We start from the raw sequence: 24,250 nt of genomic DNA, 5'->3' as shown, positions 1-24,250 counted from the left end.
CTAAACATCGGTAATTATCGTCCGGAAACGGCCTGGGTGCGCGACGTGTCAACCCGGGCCGTGGGCTGGCTCTGGACGGAATCTTTCTCGGCCTTCTTCTCGGCCTTTTCTACTTTGCGGTTGGCTTTGCGCTCTTCCTTCACGTCGGCGGGCACTTTGGAGAATAGCTCCTTGAGGTCGCGGTAGTCGCGCTGAAACACCAGGGCAGCCCCATTGCGAATGATTTGCCCGTCGATGTCTTCGTAGGCGTTCTGCCGGAACACCCGCACCCGCAGGCGGCCATCGGCCAGCAGGGTGTATTCCAGGCTCACGTCGCCTACCAGGTTGCTGGCGTTGTTCTGGCCCTGGGTGGCTTGGGTGCCGCTGCCGCCGCCGCTCAGGGCGATGTCGGTGCCCACGCGCACGGTGAGGCGGTCGTTGAACAGCTGGCGGCGCATGGCCACATTCAGGTCGGTACGGCTGCGAGCCTCGCCCGAGGTGTAGTCGGCCTGGTTGGTCACGCCCAGGTCCAGGCCCAGGCCAGAGAGGTACTTATCAGTAAGGCTGCTGAGCTGGTCGGTGAGCACGGCGCTGGCGCTGCCGCGCAGCTGGCTGGCTACCAGGCCCTCACCGCTGCTGGTCTGGAAGGGGTTTTGGGCCACAAACCGGCCCAGAATCAGCAGCGAAAACACCTGCTTGCTGAGTTCCGAGGTTTGGTTGGGCTGGCGCAGCTGGGCCAGCTTGGCATCGACCTGCCCGCCGAGGGCACCGCGCTGGTTTTCGGGCAGGGTAATGTCGAAGCCAATGGTGGGCTTGCTGAGCTGCTCGCGCACGTTCAGCAGCACGTTGAAGGGGAGGCGGTTGCGCGAAACAGTGGTGCTGGTGGGGTCGTCTTCGCCCTGGCTGGCCAGCAGCTCGGCGGGAGCAGCCTGCACCTTATAAATAGCCGTGATGTCGAGCGTGGCGTTGTAGGGGTCGCCGTCCCACAAGATGGACGAGCCCGGCTGAATGAGGAATTCCCGCGAAGCCAGGTTGTAGAGCGACATGTTGTAGCGACCACGAGCCACTTCCAGACGCCCGCTGAGGCTAATGGTGCCGTCCGGAGCAATGCTGGTGTTCAGGGTGCCGTCGGCCCGCACGCGCAGGTTGTCGCCGCTGGCGGGGTCGATGACGATGGTGAAGGGCGTGGCACGCGTGATGGTTACCACGGCCGTGATGTCGTAGCCCTGGGCCGCCACCTTCACCGTGTCGGCGCCCAGGTTGCGGGCCAGCATGGTATCGACGGGAATGCGCATGTTCACGAACTCCACAATGCCTTCGCGCTCCACGGTAGTGGGCGTGTTGCTCGGCGACTCCACGGTTAGGTTCGAGCCTTCGGCCACGGTCACCTGGGTGTCTATTTTTATGAGCGTGAGCGGGCCCGTCAGGCGGGTTTCCGAGTCCAGAATTAGGCGGCCGTAGAACAGCTCGTTGTTTTCGCGGGTGTTGCGCACGGCCATGAAGTTTTTGGTCGAGGCCCGCAGGTCGAAGTTGTAATCAACGAAGTTTGTCGTGAGCAGGTAGCCATTGGCCACGGCTTTGTTGGAAGCCGAATCCAGCACCGTAAAATTGTTGAATGCAATGCCGCGGTCGTCAAACGTCAGGCTTTGCTCGGGCAGGCGGAAGGGCGAGCCCAACTGCGGCACAATAAAGCCGGCATCGTTGGACGTGGTGAGCGCGCCTCGCACCTGGGGCGCGTCAGTGGCACCGGTCACGGTGAGCTGCCCGCGCAGGAAGCCCGTGGCGCTACGCACCTGGCCGGCCGAGAACGGCTCCACCACTTTCAGATTGAGCCGGTTGGCATTGACTCTGAACTTAAGCGGTGTGGCGCTGCTGGTGATGTACGTTCCATCGATGGCCACGTCGTTGCCGCCACCGCCCACGGAGCCGGCCTCGCCGCCGGTCAGGCGGGCATTGATGTCGTAGCGGTCGGGGGCGGGGTTGGTGGCTTTCAGGGCAATGTCACCGATAAGCGCTTTCTGGAATACCAGGCTGCTTATGGTGGCATCGGCCGTGAAGGCCTGGCGGGGAGTACCCAGGTTGTCGATGCGGGCCGTGCCGTTGAGCTGCCCGGCCACCAGCGAATCCTGCTGCTGTACAATGCGGGCCAGCTCGGACAGCTCGAAGCTGGTGAAGGTGACGCCTAGCGGCGAGGTGGGCACGTTGGGGTTCTGGCTTTGCAGGGCCAGGCTGCTGCGGCCGTTGGTTAGGTTCAGGCCATTGGCTACTACGGCGCCGGTGGGGAAGTAGCGCACGTAGTTGTTGGCGCCGGCCGTCCAGTTTTCGTAGTTAATCACCTGCTCGGGCGAGGCTACAAACTCATAAGTGCTGGTGCCGTCTGGCTGGGTCCGGGTAGCAGGATTGTTGATTACGGACAGCGTGCCCGCCAACGCCAGCCGCTCTCGGTTGGCCGAGTCGCCGAGGATGGCTACGCGGCTGAATACTTTATTGTCGGCCACGTTGCCAACAACGCTCGGCCGGCGCAGGCGCAGCGTGGTGTCCTGGGCGGCCTGGGCCATGCGCAGGCCGTAGTCCAGCTTTTGGGCGTCCGAATCCACGGCTAGGTTCAGGGAGTCAATCCGATAGTTGCCGTAGCGAATGATGGGAATGATGGTGTTGGCCGTGAGGCGAGCAGCTTGCCGCGAATACTCGCCAGCGAGCGTGAAGGGCGAAATCTGCTTGAGTTCCGGCACCAGGCGCGTAACCAGCTTGACGTCTTTGAGCTGCACGGAGTAGGTGAAGCGGCGGTCGGCGTTGCTGGCTACGTAGCGCACGCCGGGCAAGTCAAAATACCGGTCGATGTGCTGCTGCAGCTCCGGGGCCAGGTCGCCGAGCAGCACGTTGCCGTCGAGCTTCGCGGCCACAATGCTAGAGTTGAAATCCACTGCTGCCCGGGTAGCGGTCTGGACGATGGTGGCCCGCACGGTGTCGAAAGCGAAGGGCTGGTTGTCCTTCACCACAATGATGTTGGTACCGTTGAGGGTACCGTTGATGGTGTTCAGGCTGCTACCCGTGATGTTGGCGGCCAGGTTGCCCTGCACACGCAGGTCGCCGCCGGTGTAGAAACCCAGAGCCGTGAGGTTGGCGCCGCGCAGGTTGAGGGAAGTTAGCTCGTAACTGGGATTGTTGGCGTCGCGCAAGTTCACCACGGCCTGCAGGTCGAGGTCGAGGTTGGGGTCGCTCTTGCTCTTGGCGTCGATAACGTAGCGGTTGCGGTCAATGTCGACTTGTGCCGTCACGCCGCGGTAGGTGTAGCCGTTATACACGGCACTTTGCACGGTGGCGTTCACCTGGCCGATGAGGGTGGCGGGGTCCTGCACGTCGCCGCTGGCGTTGATGCGCCCCGAGGCCGTGACGCGCCCAATGGTGGGGTCCTTCAGCAGCTTGCCAAAATCGAACCCACCCACGTTGAAGGTGCCCACCACCGGCTGCCGGCCGTTGGCCTGCTTGGCGCCCAGGTTGCCGTTGAAAGCAATGTCGCCGTAGGTGGAGCGCAGCTTGAGGTTGGTATCAAACTGCAGCACCGTGGGCCGGCCACGGAACGTGCCGCTCACGGCCAGCGTCGGCGGAATGCTGATGTTGGTCGGAATGCTGCCCTTAGGCGCTAGGCTACGGATGTCGGCTTCGGTGGTGCTGAACTGCTGAATGTCGAGGTCGGCGTACAGCCGCGAGTCCACTTCGGGCAGGCCCTGAATGCGCCCGCGTCGGGCGCGCAGCACGGTGTTGCGCAGCCCTACAAACTCCAGGTTGCGCACCGTGAAGTCGCCCACGCGGCCAGCAATCTGCCCGTTCACCAGCACCGACTGGTTGGGGCCGGTGTTGAACGGGGGCGTACCGGCCAGGTCGGGCGCCAGGTACAAGATGTCGCGGAAGCCCAGGCGCACATTGCGCAGGTCGCCTTCCAGCTTCAAGTTCGGAAGGTTTTTGGTGTCGGCCAGCGCATCAAGGCTTTCGTAGCCAATAGCCAGCGTGCGCCGGATGCGGGTGTGCGGGGTTACCAGGTCGAGGCTGTCGAGGCGGATTTGCACCGAGTCGTACACCACATTGGCCCGCCAGCTATTGATTTGGAAGCCGCTCTGCTCGCGGCCGGCCAGGTTGTCTACTTTGACGGTGGTGCGGTTTTCAGAGAAGGAGAGGTCCCGGGTGTTCAGCACCAAGCCCGTGAAATTAAGGTGGTTGTAGTCCATGGCCGGCACGCGGGTGCGCTGCTTGGGCTCGTTGAAGTTGTTGAAGGCCACGTCGAGGCCGCTGATGTCGGATTCGGCCAGGGTCACACGCCAGTTCAGGGGCTGGCCATCAGCGGCGGTGTTCTGCGAAGTAGCTTCGTCGAGCTTGCGAACGGCTTCGGCGGGGTTCACCACACGCTGCTCCACGGGCACGTCCTCGTTTTGGGAGTAGGCAAACGTGGTGTTCTTGAGCGTGAGCTTGGTGAGGTCGACCCGCTCGTTGCGCAGGTCAATGTTACGGGCCGTGATATCAGCCAAGCCAATGGTAGTATTAATGAACTGCGCTGCTGGACTGTTCCTATAAGTGAAACGCACGCTGTCGAGCGTAGCCCGGTTCAGCCCAAACTGCAAGGTGAGCGGCTCGGTGGGGGCGGGGTTGTCCACTTCCGGGGCCGTTTTGGTTTGAGTTATGCTGATGGATGCGCGCCGCAGGGCCGCGTTATCCACCTTGTAGATGGAGTTATCCACATCCACCTCGTCCATGTTGGCCGTGAACTCGCCAATCTTTGCCCGAATGTCGGAGCCGGTTACCTGGTCTTCCTGTGAGAAATAGATATTGGTGAGGCGGGCTTTGCCAATGTCGTATTTCAGGCCCGAGGCCGTGGTGTCGACCGGCGCGGTGGGGTCGGTGAAGGCCGCAATGATGAAGTCGTAGTTGTTGACCGAATCGGGCTCGGTGCGCGTCAGGCGCACGCGGCCGTCATTTAATTCCACGTTCGATACGTTGATTTGGCCCTTCACCAGCGACCAAATGTCCAGGTCGACGCCCAGGTGGCCAACAGATACGAGCGTGTCGCGCTGCTGGTCGGCCAGGTACACGCCGTCGAGGTTGATGGCGTGGCGAAAGTCGGTGCGAAACTTCCCTATTCGGACGTCCGTCTTCAGCTTATCGCGCAGGTAGCTTTCGCCCTGTCGGGCCACAAAGTCCTGGCCAGCGGGAAATTGCAGCGCCACCACCACAGCGACAACAAGGAACAGTACCAGGGCCAATAACCCTAGCAAACCGTAAAGGGCGCGACGTAGAAAAGTTGACAAAGCAGAAGGTGAGTAAGCGGCAAACAGAACAAGACTTATTCGCCAAACGCAAAACGGCCGGCCCGGGTTGGCAATCCTCCGTATCCAAGCCCGTATAGTTGTGCTTGATGCGGGCTGCCAAACGCCCTCCTTATCTTGCGCCCCCCAAACCCACCGATTGCATGATATTACGTTTTTCCCTTCCCTATCGCACCGTTTTCGGCCAACGCCTGGCCGTTTGTGGCGCACATTCTGAGCTAGGCAACTTCCAATTAGGCGCCGCAGCCGAAATGCGCTACGACGAAGCCTCCGGCTGCTGGCAGCACGAGCTGACCGTAGCCGACGCCGCCGGCGAGCAGACCCTTGCCTATAAGTATGTCCTGCTCGATGCCAACACCCAAAGCGCCCACTGGGAGTTTGGCCCCAACCGCACCGTTGCCTACGACCCCGCCCGTGCACAGCGCCTGCACCTGGCCGACTACTGGCGCGCCCCCGCCCAACCCGAAAACGAGCTGCTGACTGCCGCCTTCACCAAGGCGCTGTTTCGCCGGCCTGTAGCGGCAGCAACTCCGGTAGCCAAAGGCAAGAAAGCCAAAGCTCCTGCAATTGCCACCGCCTCCGCGGCAACTCTGACCCCGGCCGCCGGCGAAACCACTTTCCGCCTGCTGGCTCCCCGCGTCGAGCCCCATTTGCAGCTCTGCATTCTCGGCTCCGACCCTGCCCTCGGCGCCTGGGACAACACCAAGGGCCTCGTGCTGACTGACCGCGAGTACCCCACCTGGGCCGCTACCGTCGCACTCGCAAACCCCGAAGCTGACTGCCTATATAAATACGCCATGTGGGACCCCCAAGCCGGGCACGCCCTAGACATGGAAGGCGGCGAAAACCGCGTGGTGCCTGCTACCACCGACCGCACCGCAGCCCGCGTCTTCAACGACGAAAGCTACCGCTACCCCGACACCTGGCGCGGGGCGGGCGTGGCGCTGCCCGTTTTTGCCATGCGCAGCGAAAAAGGCCTCGGAGTAGGGGAGTTCACCGACCTGAAGCTGCTCACCGACTGGGCCGTGCAAACCGGCCTCAAGCTGGTGCAGATTCTGCCCATCAACGACACCACCGCCACGCACACCTGGGTTGATTCGTATCCGTATGCCGCAATTTCGGTGTTTGCGCTGCACCCGCAGTTCATTCACCTCGAAGGCATTGCCACGCTAAAAGACAAGAAAGCCGCTCAGGAGCTAGCCCGCCTGAAGCAGGAGCTCAACGCCAAAGACTTCGTGGACTACGAGCCGGTGATGAACGCCAAGTGGAAGTTTCTCAAGCTGCTCTATCAGCAGCAGAAGCAAGCTTTCCTGGCCGACCCCGAATACCGCGAGTTCTATACCAGCCAGGCCGAGTGGCTGGTGCCATATGCCGCCTTCTCGGCCTTGCGCGACCGGTTTGGCACCGCAGATTTCCAGCAGTGGCCCGCTGAGTTCCGGACTCCACAAGATTTAGATGAGCTGACTGCCGAAACCGCCGCCAACTACGACGAATTTGGCCTGTTTTTCTTCGTGCAGTATCACCTCGACAAGCAGCTGCGTGCCGCCGTAAGCTACGCCCGCAGCCGCGGCGTGGTGCTGAAGGGCGACCTGCCCATCGGCATCTACCGCCACTCCGTGGACGCTTGGACCCAGCCCGAGCTCTACCACATGGACCGCCAGGCCGGCGCCCCACCAGACGACTTCTCCACCACTGGCCAGAACTGGCGCTTCCCCACCTACAACTGGGAGCGTATGGCCCAGGACGACTACAAGTGGTGGAAACAGCGCATGGGCCACCTCAGCCGCTACTTCGACACCCTGCGTATCGACCACATTCTGGGCTTCTTCCGCATCTGGGAAATGCCCATCGAGTCGGTAGAAGGCTTGCTGGGCCATTTCTCGCCGGCCCTTCCGCTGCACCGCCATGACATTGAGCGCCGCCTCGGCTGGTTCGACTACAGCCGCCTCTGCGAGCCTTACATCCGCTGGCACATGCTGCAGGATATCTTCCAGGGCGAAGCGCAGGCTGTATTCGATGAGTACATGTATGATGCCAGCTACGGCCGCATTCACCTGAAGGAGCCCGTTGACAATCAGCGAAAAATTGAAGCCTACCTGGCCCGAAAAACTGCCGCCGAGCCCGAGAGTGCCGACTACTTTGCCTGGCTGCAAAAAGGCCTATTCCAACTCGTGAACGAGGTACTGTTCGTGCCTGCCGGCAACGATTTCTATCACCCCCGCATCACCCTGAACAAGAGCTACTCGTTCCGCGAGCTGGACTCCGACGAAGACCGCCGCCGCCTCTACGACGACATCTACGTGGACTTCTTCTTCCGTCGCCACGAAGAGTTCTGGCGCCAGCAAGGCCTGGTAAAGCTCCCACCCGTGCGCTACGCCACCGACATGCTCATTTGCGGGGAAGACCTGGGCATGGTGCCGGCCTCGGTGCCAGGTGTGATGAAGGAACTCGGCATCCTGGGCCTGAACATCCAGCGCATGCCCTCCAACCCCGAAACTGAGTTCGGCCACCCCGACACCGCCCCCTACCTGAGCGTAGTCACGACCAGCAGCCACGACATGAGCACCGTCCGCGGCTGGTGGGAAGAGGACCGGGTGCGCACCCAACGCTTTTTCGAAACCATCCTCGGGCACTGGCGCGAGGTAGCGCCCTTCTACTGCGAGCCTTGGGTGGCGCGTGAAATCCTGGTGCAGCACCTGCACTCGCCGGCCATGTGGGCCATCTTCCCGCTGCAGGACCTGCTGGCCATGGACAACGGCCTGCGCCGCGCCAACCCGCACGACGAGCAAATCAACGTGCCCAGCAACCCCACGCACTTCTGGCGGTACCGCCTGCACCTGCCGCTGGAGGAACTGGTGGAGGCCGTCGGCTTCAACGAGCCCCTGCGCGGGCTGGTGGAGACCAGCGGACGTAGGCAGTAACTGACATATAATGTTGAACCTGTTTAGGAAGTAATGAGTGATTATTCGTCATTCCGAGCGCAGCCGAGGAATCTCGCCCGAGACGTTGCACGAGGCCCGAACGGTGCGAGCGAGATTCCTTGGCTACGCTCGGAATGACCGGCAGATGACTTCCTAAACAGCTTCGTTATGGTATCCAATACTTGACATGCTAAATTAATTTCCTTATCAGGTTGCGAATCATGCCTTTACAAAGTAGAAGTGGCTACCCATCAAAGCGGTTGTTTCATTGATTGATAGTGTATTCTCTGAGTGAGCGGCAAATCCCCTCGTTGTTTTATTAAAAACAGCGAGGGGATTTGCATTTTTCTGGCCTGAGCAATTTTTTATTAGCTCCTATTAACTGAAAATTATTCAGGACTTAATAGGCGTCTAAGATTGAAACGTTAGATTTGCACATTGTTGACTATGCCCGCCTCATAGAACATATCGTTGATTGGTTGTCACCTCTTTTTTTTTGTGTTTTTCAATGAAATTACTCTTACGATTATTCGCTTTTTTGTTGATATGTGCAACAATAGCTCCCGGAAGGGTGCAGGCCCAAAACCCAGGGGGCTCATTCTCTTGCGATGGGACTTTTTACCAAGTTAGGCAAACCGGAACAGGCACAGGAGCTAGTTCGGTGCTGTACGTAGTAAACCGCAGCACTGCTGCTTACACTACTGCACCCTACACTTTTGGTGGAACCAATAACACGGGAAACTTAGGTGTGGTTCTAAATGGACTATCCTATAATTCGCTGGATAGCTACTTATATGCCCTTACCTATCCTGCCGATAACGGTACTTTGAATGCCGCTAATGGCGTTCACCTCTACCGTATCGGACAAGGCGGCATCCAAGACTTAGGGCGGACGGACTTGCCACTATTGGCTTATAATTCGGGCACTATCGACAAAGAAGGTAATTTCTATGTGACGACCCGTGCCAGCGGAGTTGCTTCTGATAATATCTTATTTCGCCTAAATCTGGCCAATTTTTCTACTGTATTGACAAGTCACGACGAAATACCTATTCGGAATTCGTCCAACCAATCTATTCTAGATGCCTCGACCTATCTACGCGACATTGCCTTTAGCCCTTCCGATGACAATTTGTACGGCGTAGGCTTCATTAATCAAGCCTTTCGGTTGCAGCTCAACGCTGCACGCACGCAGGCTACAGTCACGATTCTGGGTACGGGGAACAGTGGCGACGTCATGGGCTCAAACTTCTTCGATGTAGCCGGTAATCTGTATGCTTACTCCAATGGTACAATCGGAACAGCTGGCTCCGGCGGCTTCTATTCGGTGAGCACCGCCGACGGCGCCATGACGAAAATCAGCAGCATCGACCCGGTAAGTAACAGCGATGGCGCCAGTTGCATCAACCCTGACCAGAAAATTGATGTAATAAAGCAAGTCACGAATGTGAGCGTAAGCACCAGTGGTGGAGGTCCTAATCTCGAAACACGTTACGACGTGACATTTGAAGTAGGAGTAAAAAATACAGGCACCACTACTGCCCCTAATGTGCAGGTAGCGGACTTTCTAGCAACCACCTTTCCCAGTACTTCCTTCAGTATCCTTACCGGGTCTACAGTTACCAACTTTGGAGTTAATGCGACTGCTCCTCCTACTCTGGCATTCAACACCGCCTTTACCGGACGAGACAACAACGCAGACTTGCTGACGGGTAATCGTTCGTTAACTGCTGGCCAAAGCGCGCTTATAAGGTTCACGGTGCGTTTAGCATATGCGGTAGGAGCGGCTCCGCCTACTGCTCCGTTTTTTAATTCAGCGTATGCTTCTACTATCTCAGGAGCCACCGCAAATCAAGGACATGTTCAGCTTAGCAACGGCAGCGTATTGCCTCCCGGTAACTTGCTCGCTGAAGATAAGTCGAACAACAGTGCGGGCTTCCCCCTTACGCCTAACGGCGACGGCGCCTCTCCAACCCCAGTTTACCTTAATACGGTGATAAGTGGCAGTGTTTTCGAGGACGTAAACTACGGTGGAGGCGCCGGCCGCAACCAGTTTAGCAGCAGTGGGCAGGGAGTAGAGGCTCGTGTTGAATTATATTCAGGAGCCGGAGCTTTTCTTCGTTCAACGGGAACAGATGCTGAGGGCAACTATTTATTCACCAATGAAGCCGGAACCACACCACTAGCCCCCAGCACAGACTATCGAGTGCGGGTGGTGAACAGCTCCGTCGTTAGCTCACGTGCTGTGGCTACGACTGGCCTGAATCCAATCGCTGTTCAGACGTTCATAAGTAATGGCACGACGCCCATCACCAACCAAGTAGGGGGCGCCATCCCTACTCTCATTGACTTTGGTGCTACCAACTCGGGTAATTTGCCCGCGTCTACGGCTGCAAGAACTATTCAGTCCATTACCAATGTCAGAACCCCTGCCTCGGGCCCTGTTTTAGGAGCCGATTTCGGTTTTAACTTTGATTTGGTAGTCAATACCAATGACGCGGACCAAGGCTCGTTGCGCCAGTTCATCATCAACGCTAACGCGTTGGGCAATGCCACCCTCGACCAAGTCGCCTTCAACGGAACGGCTGCTGCTGGTACTACGGCTACCACCCCAGCTGCTGGCATCGAAACAGCCATTTTCATGATGAATGATGGTCGGGCCAACGGTACTGCCCCAGCGGGACTGCGGTTAGGCATGACTGCCCCGGCGGGCTACAATGCAACGACCGGCTTTACCATTACCCTAGCCACACCGCTACCTGATATTACTGATTCGCGCACCGCCATCGATGGGGAATTCCAGGCGACGCTCACCGGTAATAGAGTAGCTGCCATTGCGAATACCACTACCGGCCCTGAGGTGACTATTAACTTTAATAGCTTAAAAGGTCTTTTCGTAACTGGTGGCAACACCCGCATTGCTTCTCTTGGCCTTAACAACGCCCGAGGAAGTGTAAACGGAACCAATACTACCATCACCTTATCGGATGGTGCAGCCGTTACATTTAGCGGTGCCAGCGTAAGCGGCTCAACAGTGAGCGACGTAACGGCTACCAATAATGCTGTCGCTGGCGTTCGGTTGCAGCGAAGCGGTACTACTGCAGCTACCAATGCAACTGGGGTGACCATTGCCAACAACATACTCAGGACAGGTACCACCATCACAGGCACAAGCCCGGTGAATGGCGCTGGAATTAACCTGATTGGCGCTAACGGGAACGTTATCAATAACAACACAATCAGCAACAATTCAGGCTGGGGTATACTACTGGCTACCGCCTCTAATGATGGCAATACTATTCGGAACAACACCATTAACAACAATGGCACGGGTAGTACTACGGAAGGCGCCGGAATTGGTATTCAAGTAGGTAACAACAACCTGATTAGTGCCAACACCATTAACGCCAATTCCAGCGATGGCATTGTAGCGCTAAATGGCACTTTAGGTAACCGTTTCAGTCAGAACAACATTTTTGCCAACGGTGGTACTACTATTGGCGCCTTAGGAATCGATTTATCGGCCAACACTACCGTAACAGGTGATGGCGTAACGCCCAATGCCAACGGCAAAACCGCCGCCAGCGGCGCAAACGGACTGCTTAATTTCCCTGTTTTCACCCAGGCTACTATTTTCAACGGAATGCTTTTTGTTACGGGCTATGCCAGAGCCGGTGCCCTGCTTGAGCTGTTCGTTGCCAGTGCTGACCCCACCCAATACGGCGAGGGCGCAACCTACCTCTTTAATGCCACTGAAGGTTCGGCCAGCGATGGAGATGTGGGAACTGCCAACTACAGCGCCACCTCGGGCCTGCCAGCTGGCAGCCCAACTACCCCCATGCAAGGCTCTGAAACGGGCGTGAGTCGCTTTCGCTTCTCATTTCCCGTCACGGCTGCTCAAGCTACTAGTTTAGTAAGCAGTAAACTCACGGCCACGGTAACCGTTCCCACTACGGTGAACGGGTTGGCCGTCGGCAACACGTCTGAGTTCTCTGCACTAATTACTGTGCTCAACAACCAGCCCCTACCAGTGGAATTGACTGAGTTCACTGTTACCGCAGTGAAAAACCTGGACGCGGCGCTGGTGTGGCGCACAGCCACGGAGAAGAACAACGAGCGGTTCGAAGTGGAGCGCAGCCTCAACGGCGTTGACTTCGCCGCGATTGGCCAAGTGCGGGGCCAGGGCACCAAGTCCAGCGCGACGGACTACGCCCTGACCGACGCGGGCATCGGCCGCAAGGCCAGCGGCCTGGTGTACTACCGCCTCAAGCAGGTCGACACCGACGGCACGGCCACCTTCTCGCCCGTGCGCACCGTGGAGTTTGCCAAAACATTGACTATTTCGCTGTTCCCCAACCCAGCTACGGGCACGGTTCAACTCGACCTGGGCCAATTGCCCACGGGTGCTTACCAAGTGAGCCTAATAGATGCCGTGGGCCGTACTGTGCTTAACCAAACGCTGGCAGCAGGTATTGCCCACCCCCTCGACCTGCACAGTGTTGTAGGCGGCACCTACACGCTGCTGGTGCGTGGCCAGAACGGCGGCCATGTAATTAACTTCACTAAGCGCCTTGTAAAAGAATAGTATTAGTGCCAGTTCGCTGGTAAGTCAAAAGCCCTCTCCAATAAGGAGGGGGCTTTTTTTATGCCGTTGATTCAGTATAGTTATATGGTTTAATAATAAAATAAATTTAATTTAAATAATTCAGCTATTGCATAGAGCATCTATCTAAGAAAGGATTATGATAATTAAAAATACTATGCTCAATAGATGATGATTTAAATTATAATAATGCAATTTATTGCTAAATCTAACAGAAGCGAAACCATGGTAAGGATGAGCTTATGTTATCCGAAAAATATGCGATGTACTGCTGATGGTACTTGTTACGCTCCCGTTTCAATGTTCACGACCAAAGGCATGCGGTTCCTAAAGCTGATGCAGTAATTCTTTGTCATTGCTCAATTACAGTCTGACAAATGGCTTACAGCTAAGCTTGCCGTCAACGGTGACATATTGATGTTAACCGAGGGAAATGAACAGTTCAGCTAAAAAGGAAGTGCCCTGCCTATAGCGAAACCTAGTTTTGGAGATTCTTGAAATAAATCAATAGAACGTTTTTAACCAAAACACCTTTCCATGAAAGCATTTCTACCAATAGTAGCTATGCTGCGGACTTGGATGAGACTCGGGCTAATAGCCACCGGGGGCGCATATCAGTCAGTAGCCAAACCTCCTAATAGCTCACTGTTCAGACAGAGAAAGCAGCAATTAGAGGTAAACGGACTTTTGGTCCAAAGCTTTCAAAACAGTTTTACAGCCGCTCAGGGCATAGTCAGGATTTCATATCTATTAATCAAAAAACCATTTTTAATGAGAATACCCTTACGATTTGCAGTCCTGCTGCTTATAGGTATGCTTTCGAGACTCGCGCCAGCCTGGGCCGCAAACCCGGTGGCAGCAAACGTCACGTTCAATGGCCTACCAGATGCAAATGGAAGAACGGTCATCACGAACCTAAACGTGCTCGACCCCGATGGCAACCCATCGTTGGCATCTTTCCGTTTTGCCTCGCTTCCCGCTGCCGGGCAGCTTTTTGCCTATAATACGGGTTCGGGCAGGTCGGTGCAGATTACTGCTGTAAACCAACTTGTCAATCCGTTTGAATTCCCCAACCTGGCTTATAATCCGGTGGATGGGAATGCAAATACTTCCGTAAGCTTCACGTTTGCGGGCATCGACAATACGGGCGCGGCTTCAACCAATGCCACGTATACCATCAACATTCTCAATACTGCGGCAGTCAACCAAGCCCCGCTAACGCGTGAGCAAACGTCGCAGAACGTACTGAATACGGGCGGCATCACCACTTTGCAAACGCCTTTATTTGCGACCGACTCGGACGGCAGCATTGCCTCTTACACCATCACGGCGCTTCCTGCTGCTGCTGCTGGGGTGCTCGCGCTCAATGGCACGGCGGTTACGGTGAACCAAAGTATTAGCGTCGCTAATGCCGGGAACCTGACGTTTACCCCTGTCGCAAACTATTTCGGGAATGCCATTTTCCGGTATACATCTGTGGACAACGGCGGGGTAGTGGATGCGACCCCAGCTTTTTACTCTATTCCCGTTGGGAATGCAACGTGTACTTCGGGGAATAATTTGTTGTTCTATAGCCGCGCCGAGTTAGAAGACTGGACCATAGCGCGGTCGGTGGCCGTGCAGGGGGTGACTATTTCTGCTGGTACCTATACTACTCCGGCCGTTGCGCAGGGCGCCACTGCACTGCGGATTGAAGACAACCCAACCATGCCAGGGAAAGCCTTGGTATGGACCGCTGACTACGCTAACGGGGCAACGGTAAAAACTGCCAGTGTAACCTTCTCCTTTAGCCGGCCGCTGGTTGGCTTTACCATGTCGCTTGGTGACATCGACTTGGCCGGTTGGACGGACCAATTGCGACTTGAAGGGTATACCGCTGCTGGTACGCTAGTGACCCTGACCGCTGCTGACATTAGCGTTGGCAATTCTGCTGTCTATTCGGGAAATAACATCATCACCGGTACTGCTAGCAGTGCTACCGCCGATGCTAATACCACTGTGACGTGGCCCCAAGCCATTTCGCGGGTTGTAGTGACGTATGCCAACACAAACACGGCTGCTGACCCAATTCAGCAGGTGTTTACATTCGAGTCTTTCTCGTGGTGCGGCCAGTCCGATGTATCCACGACCATCGCGGCAGTGGCGCCAACCGTTACGGCCGGCACCACCGGAGCATTCAACGTAGCATACAGCAATGCTTCTACCGCTGATAACGCGGTTGGGGTAGTGGCCCAGGTTCAGCTGCCGGCTAACCTGAACAACGTAACTTTTACCAATATCACGACGGGGGTAACCGGAACGTATGTACCGTCTTCGGGATTGGTTGCGTTCTCCGGTACGCCTACCACCGCGTTAGCTCCCGGTGCCACGTTCAGTGCCACTATCAACTTTACTGCGCCCAATACGGGTCCTGTGGCGGCAACTTCCACCATTAGCACCACCACGGCGGAGAGCAACACTACTAACAATACAGCCACGGCCAGCATTGCCATTACGCCCATCCTGCTGACGGGTACCATATTTGACGACGTGAACTACGGCGGCGGTGCCGGGCGTACCTATGCCGCTGCCAATACCGCGGCTGTGAACTCAGGCTTTGCCACCGGGGCCATTCGCCAGGCGGGCACCGTGGTTGAGCTTTATACTGCTGGCGGAGTCTTTGTCGGCAGCACAACTACCAACGCGGCCGGTCTGTATTCTTTCAATGTTCCTTCGGCCGCATCCTATACGGTGCGGGTGGTGAACTCGACGGTAAATTCGGTGCGCGCCCTGAATGCAGGCTTCACCACTGCCAACACGCAGGCGGTTCAGACTTTTGTAAACGGCGTTACGAATAGAGTGGGCGGCGAAGCTCCCGAAAGACAGGACGCTGCTGCCAACACGGGTTCGCAGACGCTGGCTGCCCTCACTTCCGGCACGGGTGTCAATTCCCTCACGCCTCAGTCCATTACGAGCATAACTGTACCTGCGGCTGGTTTGACTAACATCGACTTTGGCTTCAACTTCGATGTCATCACGAGCACCCGCGACCAAGGCCAGGGCTCATTGCGCCAGTTCCTCATCAACTCCAATGCGCTGACCAATACTAATCTGGCGCAGGCGGGTCTGACTGCTGGCGTGGAGACTTCTATTTTCATGATTCCGAACGGCTCAGCAACTCCTCCGGCGGGCTTGCGCGCGGGCTTGGTTTCGGGCCTCACCAACGGCGTGGCCGTAATCACACCTGCATCGGCGCTGCCCAGCATCACCGATGCCCGCACGTCCGTCAACGGCACCACGCAGACCACCAATGTTGGCAACACCAACAACGTGACCTTGGGTGCCGGCGGCACCGTGGGCACCAACCTTACGGCCCTGAGCCAGCTCAATGGCCCCGAAGTACAGATTGTGGGCACACCGGGCCAGGCAGGCAGCGATAACGGCCTGACCCTGGCCGCTAACAATACCACCGTGACGGGCCTGGCCATCTACGGCTTCGGCAACACGGTCAACAACACTAACACGGGCAACATCTACGTGACCACCGGTGCCACTTCGGGCACGCTCATCACGGGCAACGTTATTGGCACCACGGCTACCAGCTTCACCGACCCAGGTGCCAGCCGCAGCCTCGGCCAGGGCATTTACCTTGCGCCTACAACAGCGGGAGACAACACCCTTTTCAGCGGCACCATCTCCAATAACCTCATTGGTTTCAATAGCACCGGCGGCATTGAGTTGATTGTGAATAGCAACGGCAACGGCACTACTACCGGCTACTTTATTGAAGGCAACGAAATCCGCGGCAATGCCATTGGCAACTCGTCGTCGGACGGTATTCGCCTGGGGGTAAACGGCGGCGTAGTTCGCAACAACTTGTTTGCCCAAAACCAGGGCCCTGGGGTAGATTTGGCTGGCAGCGTTGGCAATGTGCTTATCACCAACAATACCATCAGCAACAATGGCTTGAACGGCGGTGGTCAGACTTCGGGCGTGCGCCTGCTGGGTGCAGCCAATGTTATTAGCTTCAACGTTATCAGCAACAACTACGGCGCGGGCATACTGGCCCAGCCTGGTACTACTACCAGCACCTTCACTCAAAACTCCATTTTTGGCAATGGCACAGTACTGACAACGGCCGGTGGCGCGGCCAGCGGCCAGATTGGCATTGACTTGCTGGCTACGGGCAACAACCTGGACCGTGGTAGCTCGCCCTTTGTTACCATCAACGACCTGAACGACACGGACGGAGACGCCAACGGCCTGCTAAACTTCCCGGTTATCACCTCGGCCACTGTTGTGGGTACCAACCTGGTGGTGCAAGGCTTTGCGCGCCCGGGTTCTATCATTGAATTCTTTAATCCTGGTACCACCGCCGACCCCAGTGGCTTCGGTGAGGGCCAGACCTACCTGGGCACCTTCACCGAAGGCAGCGGCGCCGACACCAACACAGGCACGGGCAGCTACTCCGGCCTCATCAATGGCCTGAACCAGGGAACCGACAACACCAACCGCTTCACCTTTACTATTCCGCTGACCGGCCGCTTTGCGACTTACGCGGCTGGCACGCTGCTCACCAGCACGGCCACGCTGGCTAACGCTACCTCGGAGTTTTCGGGTAACGTGACGGTGAACAGTGCTCCGGTGCCAAACACCCTCACGAACGCAACCCTGGCCAACACCAGTGGTGCAACGGTACTCAATCCCAACCTGTCGGCTACGGTGAGCGGCGCGGGCAACAGCATCAGCTTCTACACCATCACCACGCTGCCTGCTACGGGCACGCTTACGTATAATGGATTAGTGCTGACGGCGGCCAATATTGCTGGTACCCAGATTACGCCCGCCTTGCTGAGCACGCTGACGTACACGCCGGTGTCGGGTTTCACGGGTGGTTCGGTTTTCTTTAACTACACCGTAACTGATGCCAACGGCATCGCCAGCACTTCCAACAACAACGGCGGGGCCATCGGGACTGGCGCAGCTACTTACACCATTCCGGTAGTACAGGTAGCTGACGTAGCTACTACAATTTCTGCTTCTCCTAGCCCAGTGAATGCCAGCGGAAGCCTGACCTTGACGGCCATTTTTACTAACAATGGCCCCAACACCGCAGTTGGCTACACGCGCAGCATCACCTTGCCAGCTGGCTTGGGAACGAACGTGACTGTGACCGGCGGTGCGTATAACAACGCCACCGGCGAAGTAACCTTTACAACTCCGCCGACCACTCTGGCCAGCGGCGCGAATGCCAACGTTACCATTAACATTCCTTCGGTGGCGGCTACGTTCGCGTCCATCACGGCATCTTCGGCCACGAGCACCACTACCTCGGAGAATGGGGCTACGACCAACAACACGGCCAGCACTACGATAACCGTAACCCCGATAGCCGATGTGCTGACCAACCTGACCGGCCCGGCTACCATTCTGCAAGGCCAGCCCACGGGCAATTTCACGGCCGTGTTCACCAACAACGGCCCGAGCACGGGTGCAGCAGTAACTCGCGCGATAACGTTGCCAGTTGGCGCGTTCCTGACTCCAGCCCAGCAGAACACCATCGTAGCCGCTTATCCCGGCACCACTTTCGGCACCACCGGAACTGGCGCGACTTCGGTTACGACCATCAACTTCCCCACCCTGACGACGCAGCCCAACGCAGGTACTGCCTCATTCGTGTTTGCTTTCACTGCTCCGGTTGCTACTGGCGGCGTGACGATTCGCAGCAACACCAGCACCACCACCAGTGAGAACGGCGCCACGGGCAACAACCAGTCGCAGCTTGCCCTCACGGTGGGCGAAGCAGTTGACGTGACCACTACGCTAGCCGGGCCAGCCCAGCCCAGTGCTGGCCAGCCCGTGACCTACAGCGTGACTTTTGCCAACCAGGGCCCGGGCACGGCGGCTAACGTAACCCGCGTGGTGACGCTGCCTGCCGGTGCCAGCCTCACGGCTGCGCAAGTGACGGCGCTGCCCAGCGGCGTTACTTACAACAGCGTCAACAACACCCTCAACTTCGGCACCCTGGCTACTTTGGCCAGTGGCTCGGCCAATACGTTCAGCTTCACTTTCACGGCTCCGGCTGCTACGGGGGCCGCTACGCTCATCAGCAACGTGGCTACTGGCAGCGCCGAAGGCACCAACCTGGCTCCAAACACGGCTACCCTCAGCCTGAACGTGAACGCTACGGCCGATGTGGCTGCTACCTTGACACCAAATGCGGCCTCGGTACCAGCTGGTCAGCCCATGTCCTTCACGGCGACCCTGACCAACAACGGTTCGCAAACAGCGGCTGGCGTAACGGCCACCGTGCAGCTTCCAGGGGGTTTGGCTGGCCTAACGGTGACCAACGGCGGTACTTATGACAGTGCTACCGGCTTGGTGACTTACCCCATCGGCAACCTGCCCGCTGGTGTGCCGTTGACCTCGGTAATCAGCTTCCCGGCTCCCGCGAGCGGCTCCGTCACGGCGGTAGCCTCCGTGAGCACCACTACCAACGAGGGCGGCGCAACGGCCAACAACACAGCCATCAGCACCATCCGCGTGACCACGGGCTTTGACCTGACCACGACCCTGACCGGCCCTGCCAGCGCACCCGCCAGTGGCCTTGTGACCCTGAACGTAACCACGACTAATGCCAGCGGCCTGCCCGCCCCCAATGCCGTGCAAACAGTGCAGCTGATTAGCGGCCTGAGCAATGTATTCGTGAGCAACAACGGTAGCTACAACAGCGGCAACGGCTTGGTAACGTTCCTGCCCATCGCCTCACTAGCGCCTGGCCAGACGGTGGCCAACACCATCAGCTTCAGCGCGCCGGCTACGGCTTTCGCACCGGTGGCGGTAGTTACTCCGAACACGACGGCGGCAGGCGAAAGCAATGTGACCAACAACACGGCTTACCTGAACGGTGCGGCTTCGGCTGCCAACCTCAACATCCTGCCTGCCACCACGCAGCAGGCCAACATCAGCACGGCTATTACGGCTTCAGCCCGCACTGTAGACGCTGGCGTTTCAGTGAACCTGACAGTGGTGGTCGCCAATGATGGACCCAGCGCTTCGGCCAACGTGGTGCAGACCGTGCAGCTGCTGCCGGGCTTCGGCGCGGCAGACCTGGGCGTGGGTGGCCAGAGCGGCTCGATGAACGGCCCCTTGCTGACCTTCATCAACGGCGCTAACTACAACACCCGGACCGGCGTGGTTACCTTCCCCGCTATTGCCTCGCTGGCCAGCAGCGCTTCCGAAACCTATATCATCAATTTCACCGCCCCGGCCAATGTCGGCAACAACGGTCAGATGCTAATTACGGCTGCCGTAAGCAGCAACACTTCGGACCCCATGCCCGCCAACAACGTGGCAGCGACGGTGGTCACCGTGCGGACGACGGCCGATATGGCCACCACCATCACGGGCCCCACCAACGCCGTGGCCGGCCAGACCGTTACCTACACGGCCAGCTTTGTGAACGCCGGCAACGCCACAGCCAGTGGTGTAACCGAGTTTGCCCAGCTGCCCAGCCGCCTCACCGACGTGGTAGTGACCGATAAAACCGGTGCTGTCGTAAGCGGTGCGTACAACGCAACCACAGGCCTGGTAACCTTCCCCGCCTTGGCAACCACCGAGGCCGGTGCTGCGCAGTCCTTCACCATCAGCTTCACGGCTCCGGTTGCCGACAACTTCACGGTGCAAACCAGCGTGAGCAGCACCAGCTTTGATGGCGTGAGCGCCAACAACGCGGCCAGCATCACGACCAGCACCACGCAAGTAACTGCAACCGACGTGGCCGTCGCCTTGAGTGGCCCCACAGTGGCCGTGATAGGCAATGCCGTAACCTACGGCGTGACTACGACCAACAACGGCGTACTGGCGGCAAGCAACGTTACTACCACCCTGCAACTCTTCCCGAACCTACTTGGAGTGGTGGTGCCAGCCGGTGCCAACTACAACAGCACTTCGGGCCTCGTAACATTTGCACCCATCAGCAGCCTGGCCGCTGGTGCTAGCCAGACGTACGCGGTGCGGTTCAACATGCCCGACGCGGTGGGTGGCCAACTGACTGCTACCGCCTCGGTAAGCAGCAGCACCGCCGACACCAACCCCACCAACAACAGCCAGGCCCTGCAAACGAGCGTGGCTCCGGCTACGACGAACAGCCTGGTACAAGCTTCGGCTAACATCGCCACGGCCTTTGTTGCGCCCCCCAGCAACGTAAACGCCAATGCTACGCTGACGCTGACGGCCTCCTTCAGCAACGCTGGCCCTAACCCGGCGTTGAATGTGGCCCCGGTGATGTACCTGCCAGCCGGCCTCAGCAATGTAGTGCCAAACAACAGCGGTGTGTACGACCCCACCACCGGCACAGTGACTTGGCCGGTAATTGCCAGCCAGGCCAGCGGCAATAGCGTGAACTATAGCGTGCAGCTGACGGCTCCGACCACTGGCCCGCTGGTAGCTACTTCGGCTACTTCCTCGACCACGTCCGACCCCACCAGCACGAACAACTCCGCTACTGTCAGCGTGGACATCAACGCGCGCTACGACGCCGTGACCACCATCACCGGCCCGGCTACGGCCGCCGGCGGTTCCCGCGTGACTTACACGGTGCTGACCATCAACAACGGTCCCTCGAACACTCTCTCGGTTACGCAGACGGTGAACCTGCCCAACAACGTGGACGTAGACCCAGCGTCTATCTCCAACGGCGGCACGCTGTCTGGCAACGGGCGAACCATTACCTTCCCAGCTGTAACCAACCAGGCGCCGGGTGCCGACGGGGTGGTGACGAACACCTTCAGCCTCATCATTCCCACCGGGGGCAGCAACACCGTGACCATCACTGCTGCGGTAACCGCCTCCGGCGAAATCAACACCGGCAACAACTCGGCTAGCGTTACCACTACGCGAGACAACACGGTAACCAACGTAGCGCCCCTAGCCAACAACGTGGTGAATGCGCTGCAGGCACCGCAAGGCAACACGGCCGATGCCATGGCTATCTCGCCCCTAGTGGCTACCGATTCCGATGGTACGATTTTCCGTTACCAGGTGCGCAGCATCCCCGCCACCAGCGAAGGTGTGCTGTTCTACAATAGCAGCGGCAGCACTTTCACGGCCATCACGGCCGCCAACTTTGCCAGCCTGAGCCTGACGACCGCCCAGGCGATTAGCCTGCGCTTTGACCCAGCCAGTGGGTTTGTCGGCAATGCCTACTTCACCTACACGGCTACGGACAACAACAGCGCGCTGAGCAACGTGGCCCTGTACACGCTGATGGTAGGCCAGGACAATGCCTCGCTCTACACCAACACGCCGGTGCGCGGCGGCGCTTCGCCCTACGCCAACGGCGACATCATCAGCAACGTGTTTGATGTCAACGGCGGCACGTACTCCAGCGCGGGGGCGGTCATCGACAACGGTGTGCGCAGCATCGCTCTGGCTTCGGGTTCCAACCCCCTGCCGGCTGGCGTTAGCCTGAACACCGTTACCGGCCAGCTTTTCGTGAGCAATGCTACGGCACTGCGCACGGGTACTTATGTGGTCACCATCACTACGGTTGACGCCTACGGCGGCATTACCACGCAGCCCGTTACGTTCGTCATCGGCAGCTTCCCGTTGCCCGTAGAGTTGGTAACGTTCACTGTTACCGCAGTGAAAAACCTGGACGCGGCGCTGGTGTGGCGCACAGCCACGGAGAAGAACAACGACCGGTTCGAAGTGGAGCGCAGCCTCAACGGGGTGGACTTCGCCGCGATTGGCCAGGTGCGGGGCCAGGGCACCAAGTCCAGCGCGACGGACTACGCCCTGACCGACGCGGGCATCGGCCGCAAGGCCAGCGGCCTGGTGTACTACCGCCTCAAGCAGGTGGATACCGACGGCACGGCCACCTTTTCGCCCGTGCGCACCGTAACCTTCACCAAGGCTTTGGTGCCTTCCATCAGCGTGTATCCTAACCCCGCTACCGCCGAGACCAAGCTCGACCTGAGCCAGCTGCCCGCGGGTGCCTACCAGGTGAGCCTGCTCGACGCCACCGGACGGACCGTGTTGAACACCACGCTCACCGCTGGCTTGGCGCACACCCTGGAGCTGAACACCATTGCCAGCGGCACCTACACGCTGCTGGTACGTGGCCAGAACGGTGGCCAGGTGGTCAACCTGACCAAGCGTCTTATTAAAGAATAAGGCTGCAGTCGGCTTGCCGACGAAGGAAAAAAAGCCCTTTCCGCTTCGGGAAGGGCTTTTTTGTGTTTTAGCTGAGCAGTTTGGCGTAACCCCTGGGCCGCGGTTTGGGTTAGAACTGGCTTACGCGAGCCTATTTTCTTTGTGATGCAATACGATGTTTTAATTATCGGGGCGGGCAGCGCCGGCCTTTCGGCGGCCCTCACCCTGGGGCGCTGCCTGCGCCGGGTGTTGGTGGCCGATGGTGGCCGGCCGCGCAACGAAGCCTCGCCGGGTGTGCACGGCTTCCTGACCCGCGACGGCATTCAGCCGGCTGAGTTGCTGCGCCTGGGGCACGAACAGCTGCAGCAATACGACTCAGTTGAGGTGCAGTGCCTGGAAATCGAAAATATTACCCAAGAGGGCAGGGGCTTCCGGGCTACGGGTGTGGGCACCGCCGACGACCTGCCGGTCACCGTCACGGCCCGGCGCGTGCTGCTGGCCACTGGCGTGGCCGATATTCTGCCGCCGCTGCCGGGCTTTCGCGAGCTGTGGGGCCGGGGCGTGTTGCACTGCCCCTATTGCCATGGCTGGGAGGTGCGGGGCCAGCCCCTGGCCGTGTACGGACGGGGCCGCATTGTGACGGGCTTGGCGCTGCTAGTGAGCCGCTGGAGCCCCGATGTGGTGGTGGTGACCGACGGGCCGGGCCACCTCTCTCCCAACGCCCGGCGCCGGCTGCGGCGCCAGAAAATTCGGATTGTTGAGGAGCAGGTCGTCCGGCTGGTGGGTACCGAAAGCAACGATTTGCGGTGCGTTCAGTTTGCCGATGGCAGCGAGCTGGAGCGCACGGCTCTGTTTCTGCACGCACCTCAGCACCAGCGGAGTGACCTGGCCGAAAAGGTGGGCGCCCGACACACCAGCAAAGGCGCCGTTTGGGTCGACTCTTCTATGCAAACTTCTATTCCGGGCCTCTACGCGGCCGGCGACACCACGCCCGGCACCCAGCAAGCCCTGCTAGCCGCCGCCGCCGGCAACAAAGCAGCCATCGTTATCAACGAAGGCCTGACACGCGAGGAGTGCCCGCGCTAATGGGGCAATTGTGAAGGAACAAGGGCATAATGGCTCGAATTGTAGTATGCGTTGAAAGCAAAATTGGGAAAACAGCATGCGTAAATCAGCCCATCGCTGCGTGGGGCAGTAGCCAGCCAATTTAATTCCCTTGCCTACCGGGCTTCAACAAGCAGAAACTTACTTACCTGTACCCTCATGGCCAGGCGAAAGCATTCGCAAAGCTGGTT

Annotated in this window: 5 protein-coding genes; 4 read left to right on the top strand and 1 reads right to left on the bottom strand. The window is 58.5% G+C overall.

Annotated features, from left to right (window positions below):
* Positions 1-14: 14 nt before the first annotated feature.
* On the bottom strand, positions 15-5,279 hold the full coding sequence (locus BMZ66_RS20550; protein ID WP_143080316.1) for a translocation/assembly module TamB domain-containing protein: 5,265 nt from the start codon (positions 5,277-5,279) through the stop codon (positions 15-17).
* Between the two features lie 161 nt (positions 5,280-5,440).
* On the opposite strand from BMZ66_RS20550, the gene BMZ66_RS20545 reads away from it, so the two are divergent.
* The 4 genes from BMZ66_RS20545 (at position 5,441) to BMZ66_RS20530 (ending at position 24,041) form a co-directional block, all read left to right on the top strand.
* Entirely contained in the window at positions 5,441-8,218 is a 2,778-nt protein-coding gene (locus tag BMZ66_RS20545) for a 4-alpha-glucanotransferase (RefSeq protein WP_177204832.1), read from the top strand.
* A gap of 508 nt (positions 8,219-8,726) precedes the next feature.
* Entirely contained in the window at positions 8,727-12,803 is a 4,077-nt protein-coding gene (locus BMZ66_RS20540) for a right-handed parallel beta-helix repeat-containing protein (RefSeq protein ID WP_092677910.1), read from the top strand.
* Positions 12,804-13,634: 831 nt separating this feature from the next.
* Complete coding sequence (locus BMZ66_RS20535) at positions 13,635-22,976, top strand: T9SS type A sorting domain-containing protein (protein WP_177204831.1); 9,342 nt, start codon at positions 13,635-13,637, stop codon at positions 22,974-22,976.
* Positions 22,977-23,120: 144 nt separating this feature from the next.
* Positions 23,121-24,041 carry an NAD(P)/FAD-dependent oxidoreductase gene (locus BMZ66_RS20530; RefSeq protein ID WP_092677905.1) on the top strand — a complete coding sequence of 307 codons (921 nt, stop codon included), beginning with the start codon at positions 23,121-23,123 and terminating at the stop codon, positions 24,039-24,041.
* Positions 24,042-24,250: the final 209 nt, after the last annotated feature.

Source organism: Hymenobacter arizonensis (genome assembly GCF_900115775.1).
Classification (GTDB): Bacteria; Bacteroidota; Bacteroidia; order Cytophagales; family Hymenobacteraceae; genus Hymenobacter; species Hymenobacter arizonensis.
The sequence above is the reverse complement of the archived record's forward strand: the minus strand, read 5'-3'. Positions and strand labels throughout refer to the sequence as shown.

What these genes read in the sequence shown, in the direction of transcription:
- BMZ66_RS20545 (WP_177204832.1), top strand. Translation starts at nt 5,441, where the DNA reads ATGATATTACGTTTTTCCCTTCCCTATCGCACCGTTTTCGGCCAACGC.
- BMZ66_RS20540 (WP_092677910.1), top strand. Translation starts at nt 8,727, where the DNA reads ATGAAATTACTCTTACGATTATTCGCTTTTTTGTTGATATGTGCAACA.
- BMZ66_RS20535 (WP_177204831.1), top strand. Translation starts at nt 13,635, where the DNA reads ATGCTTTCGAGACTCGCGCCAGCCTGGGCCGCAAACCCGGTGGCAGCA.
- BMZ66_RS20530 (WP_092677905.1), top strand. Translation starts at nt 23,121, where the DNA reads ATGCAATACGATGTTTTAATTATCGGGGCGGGCAGCGCCGGCCTTTCG.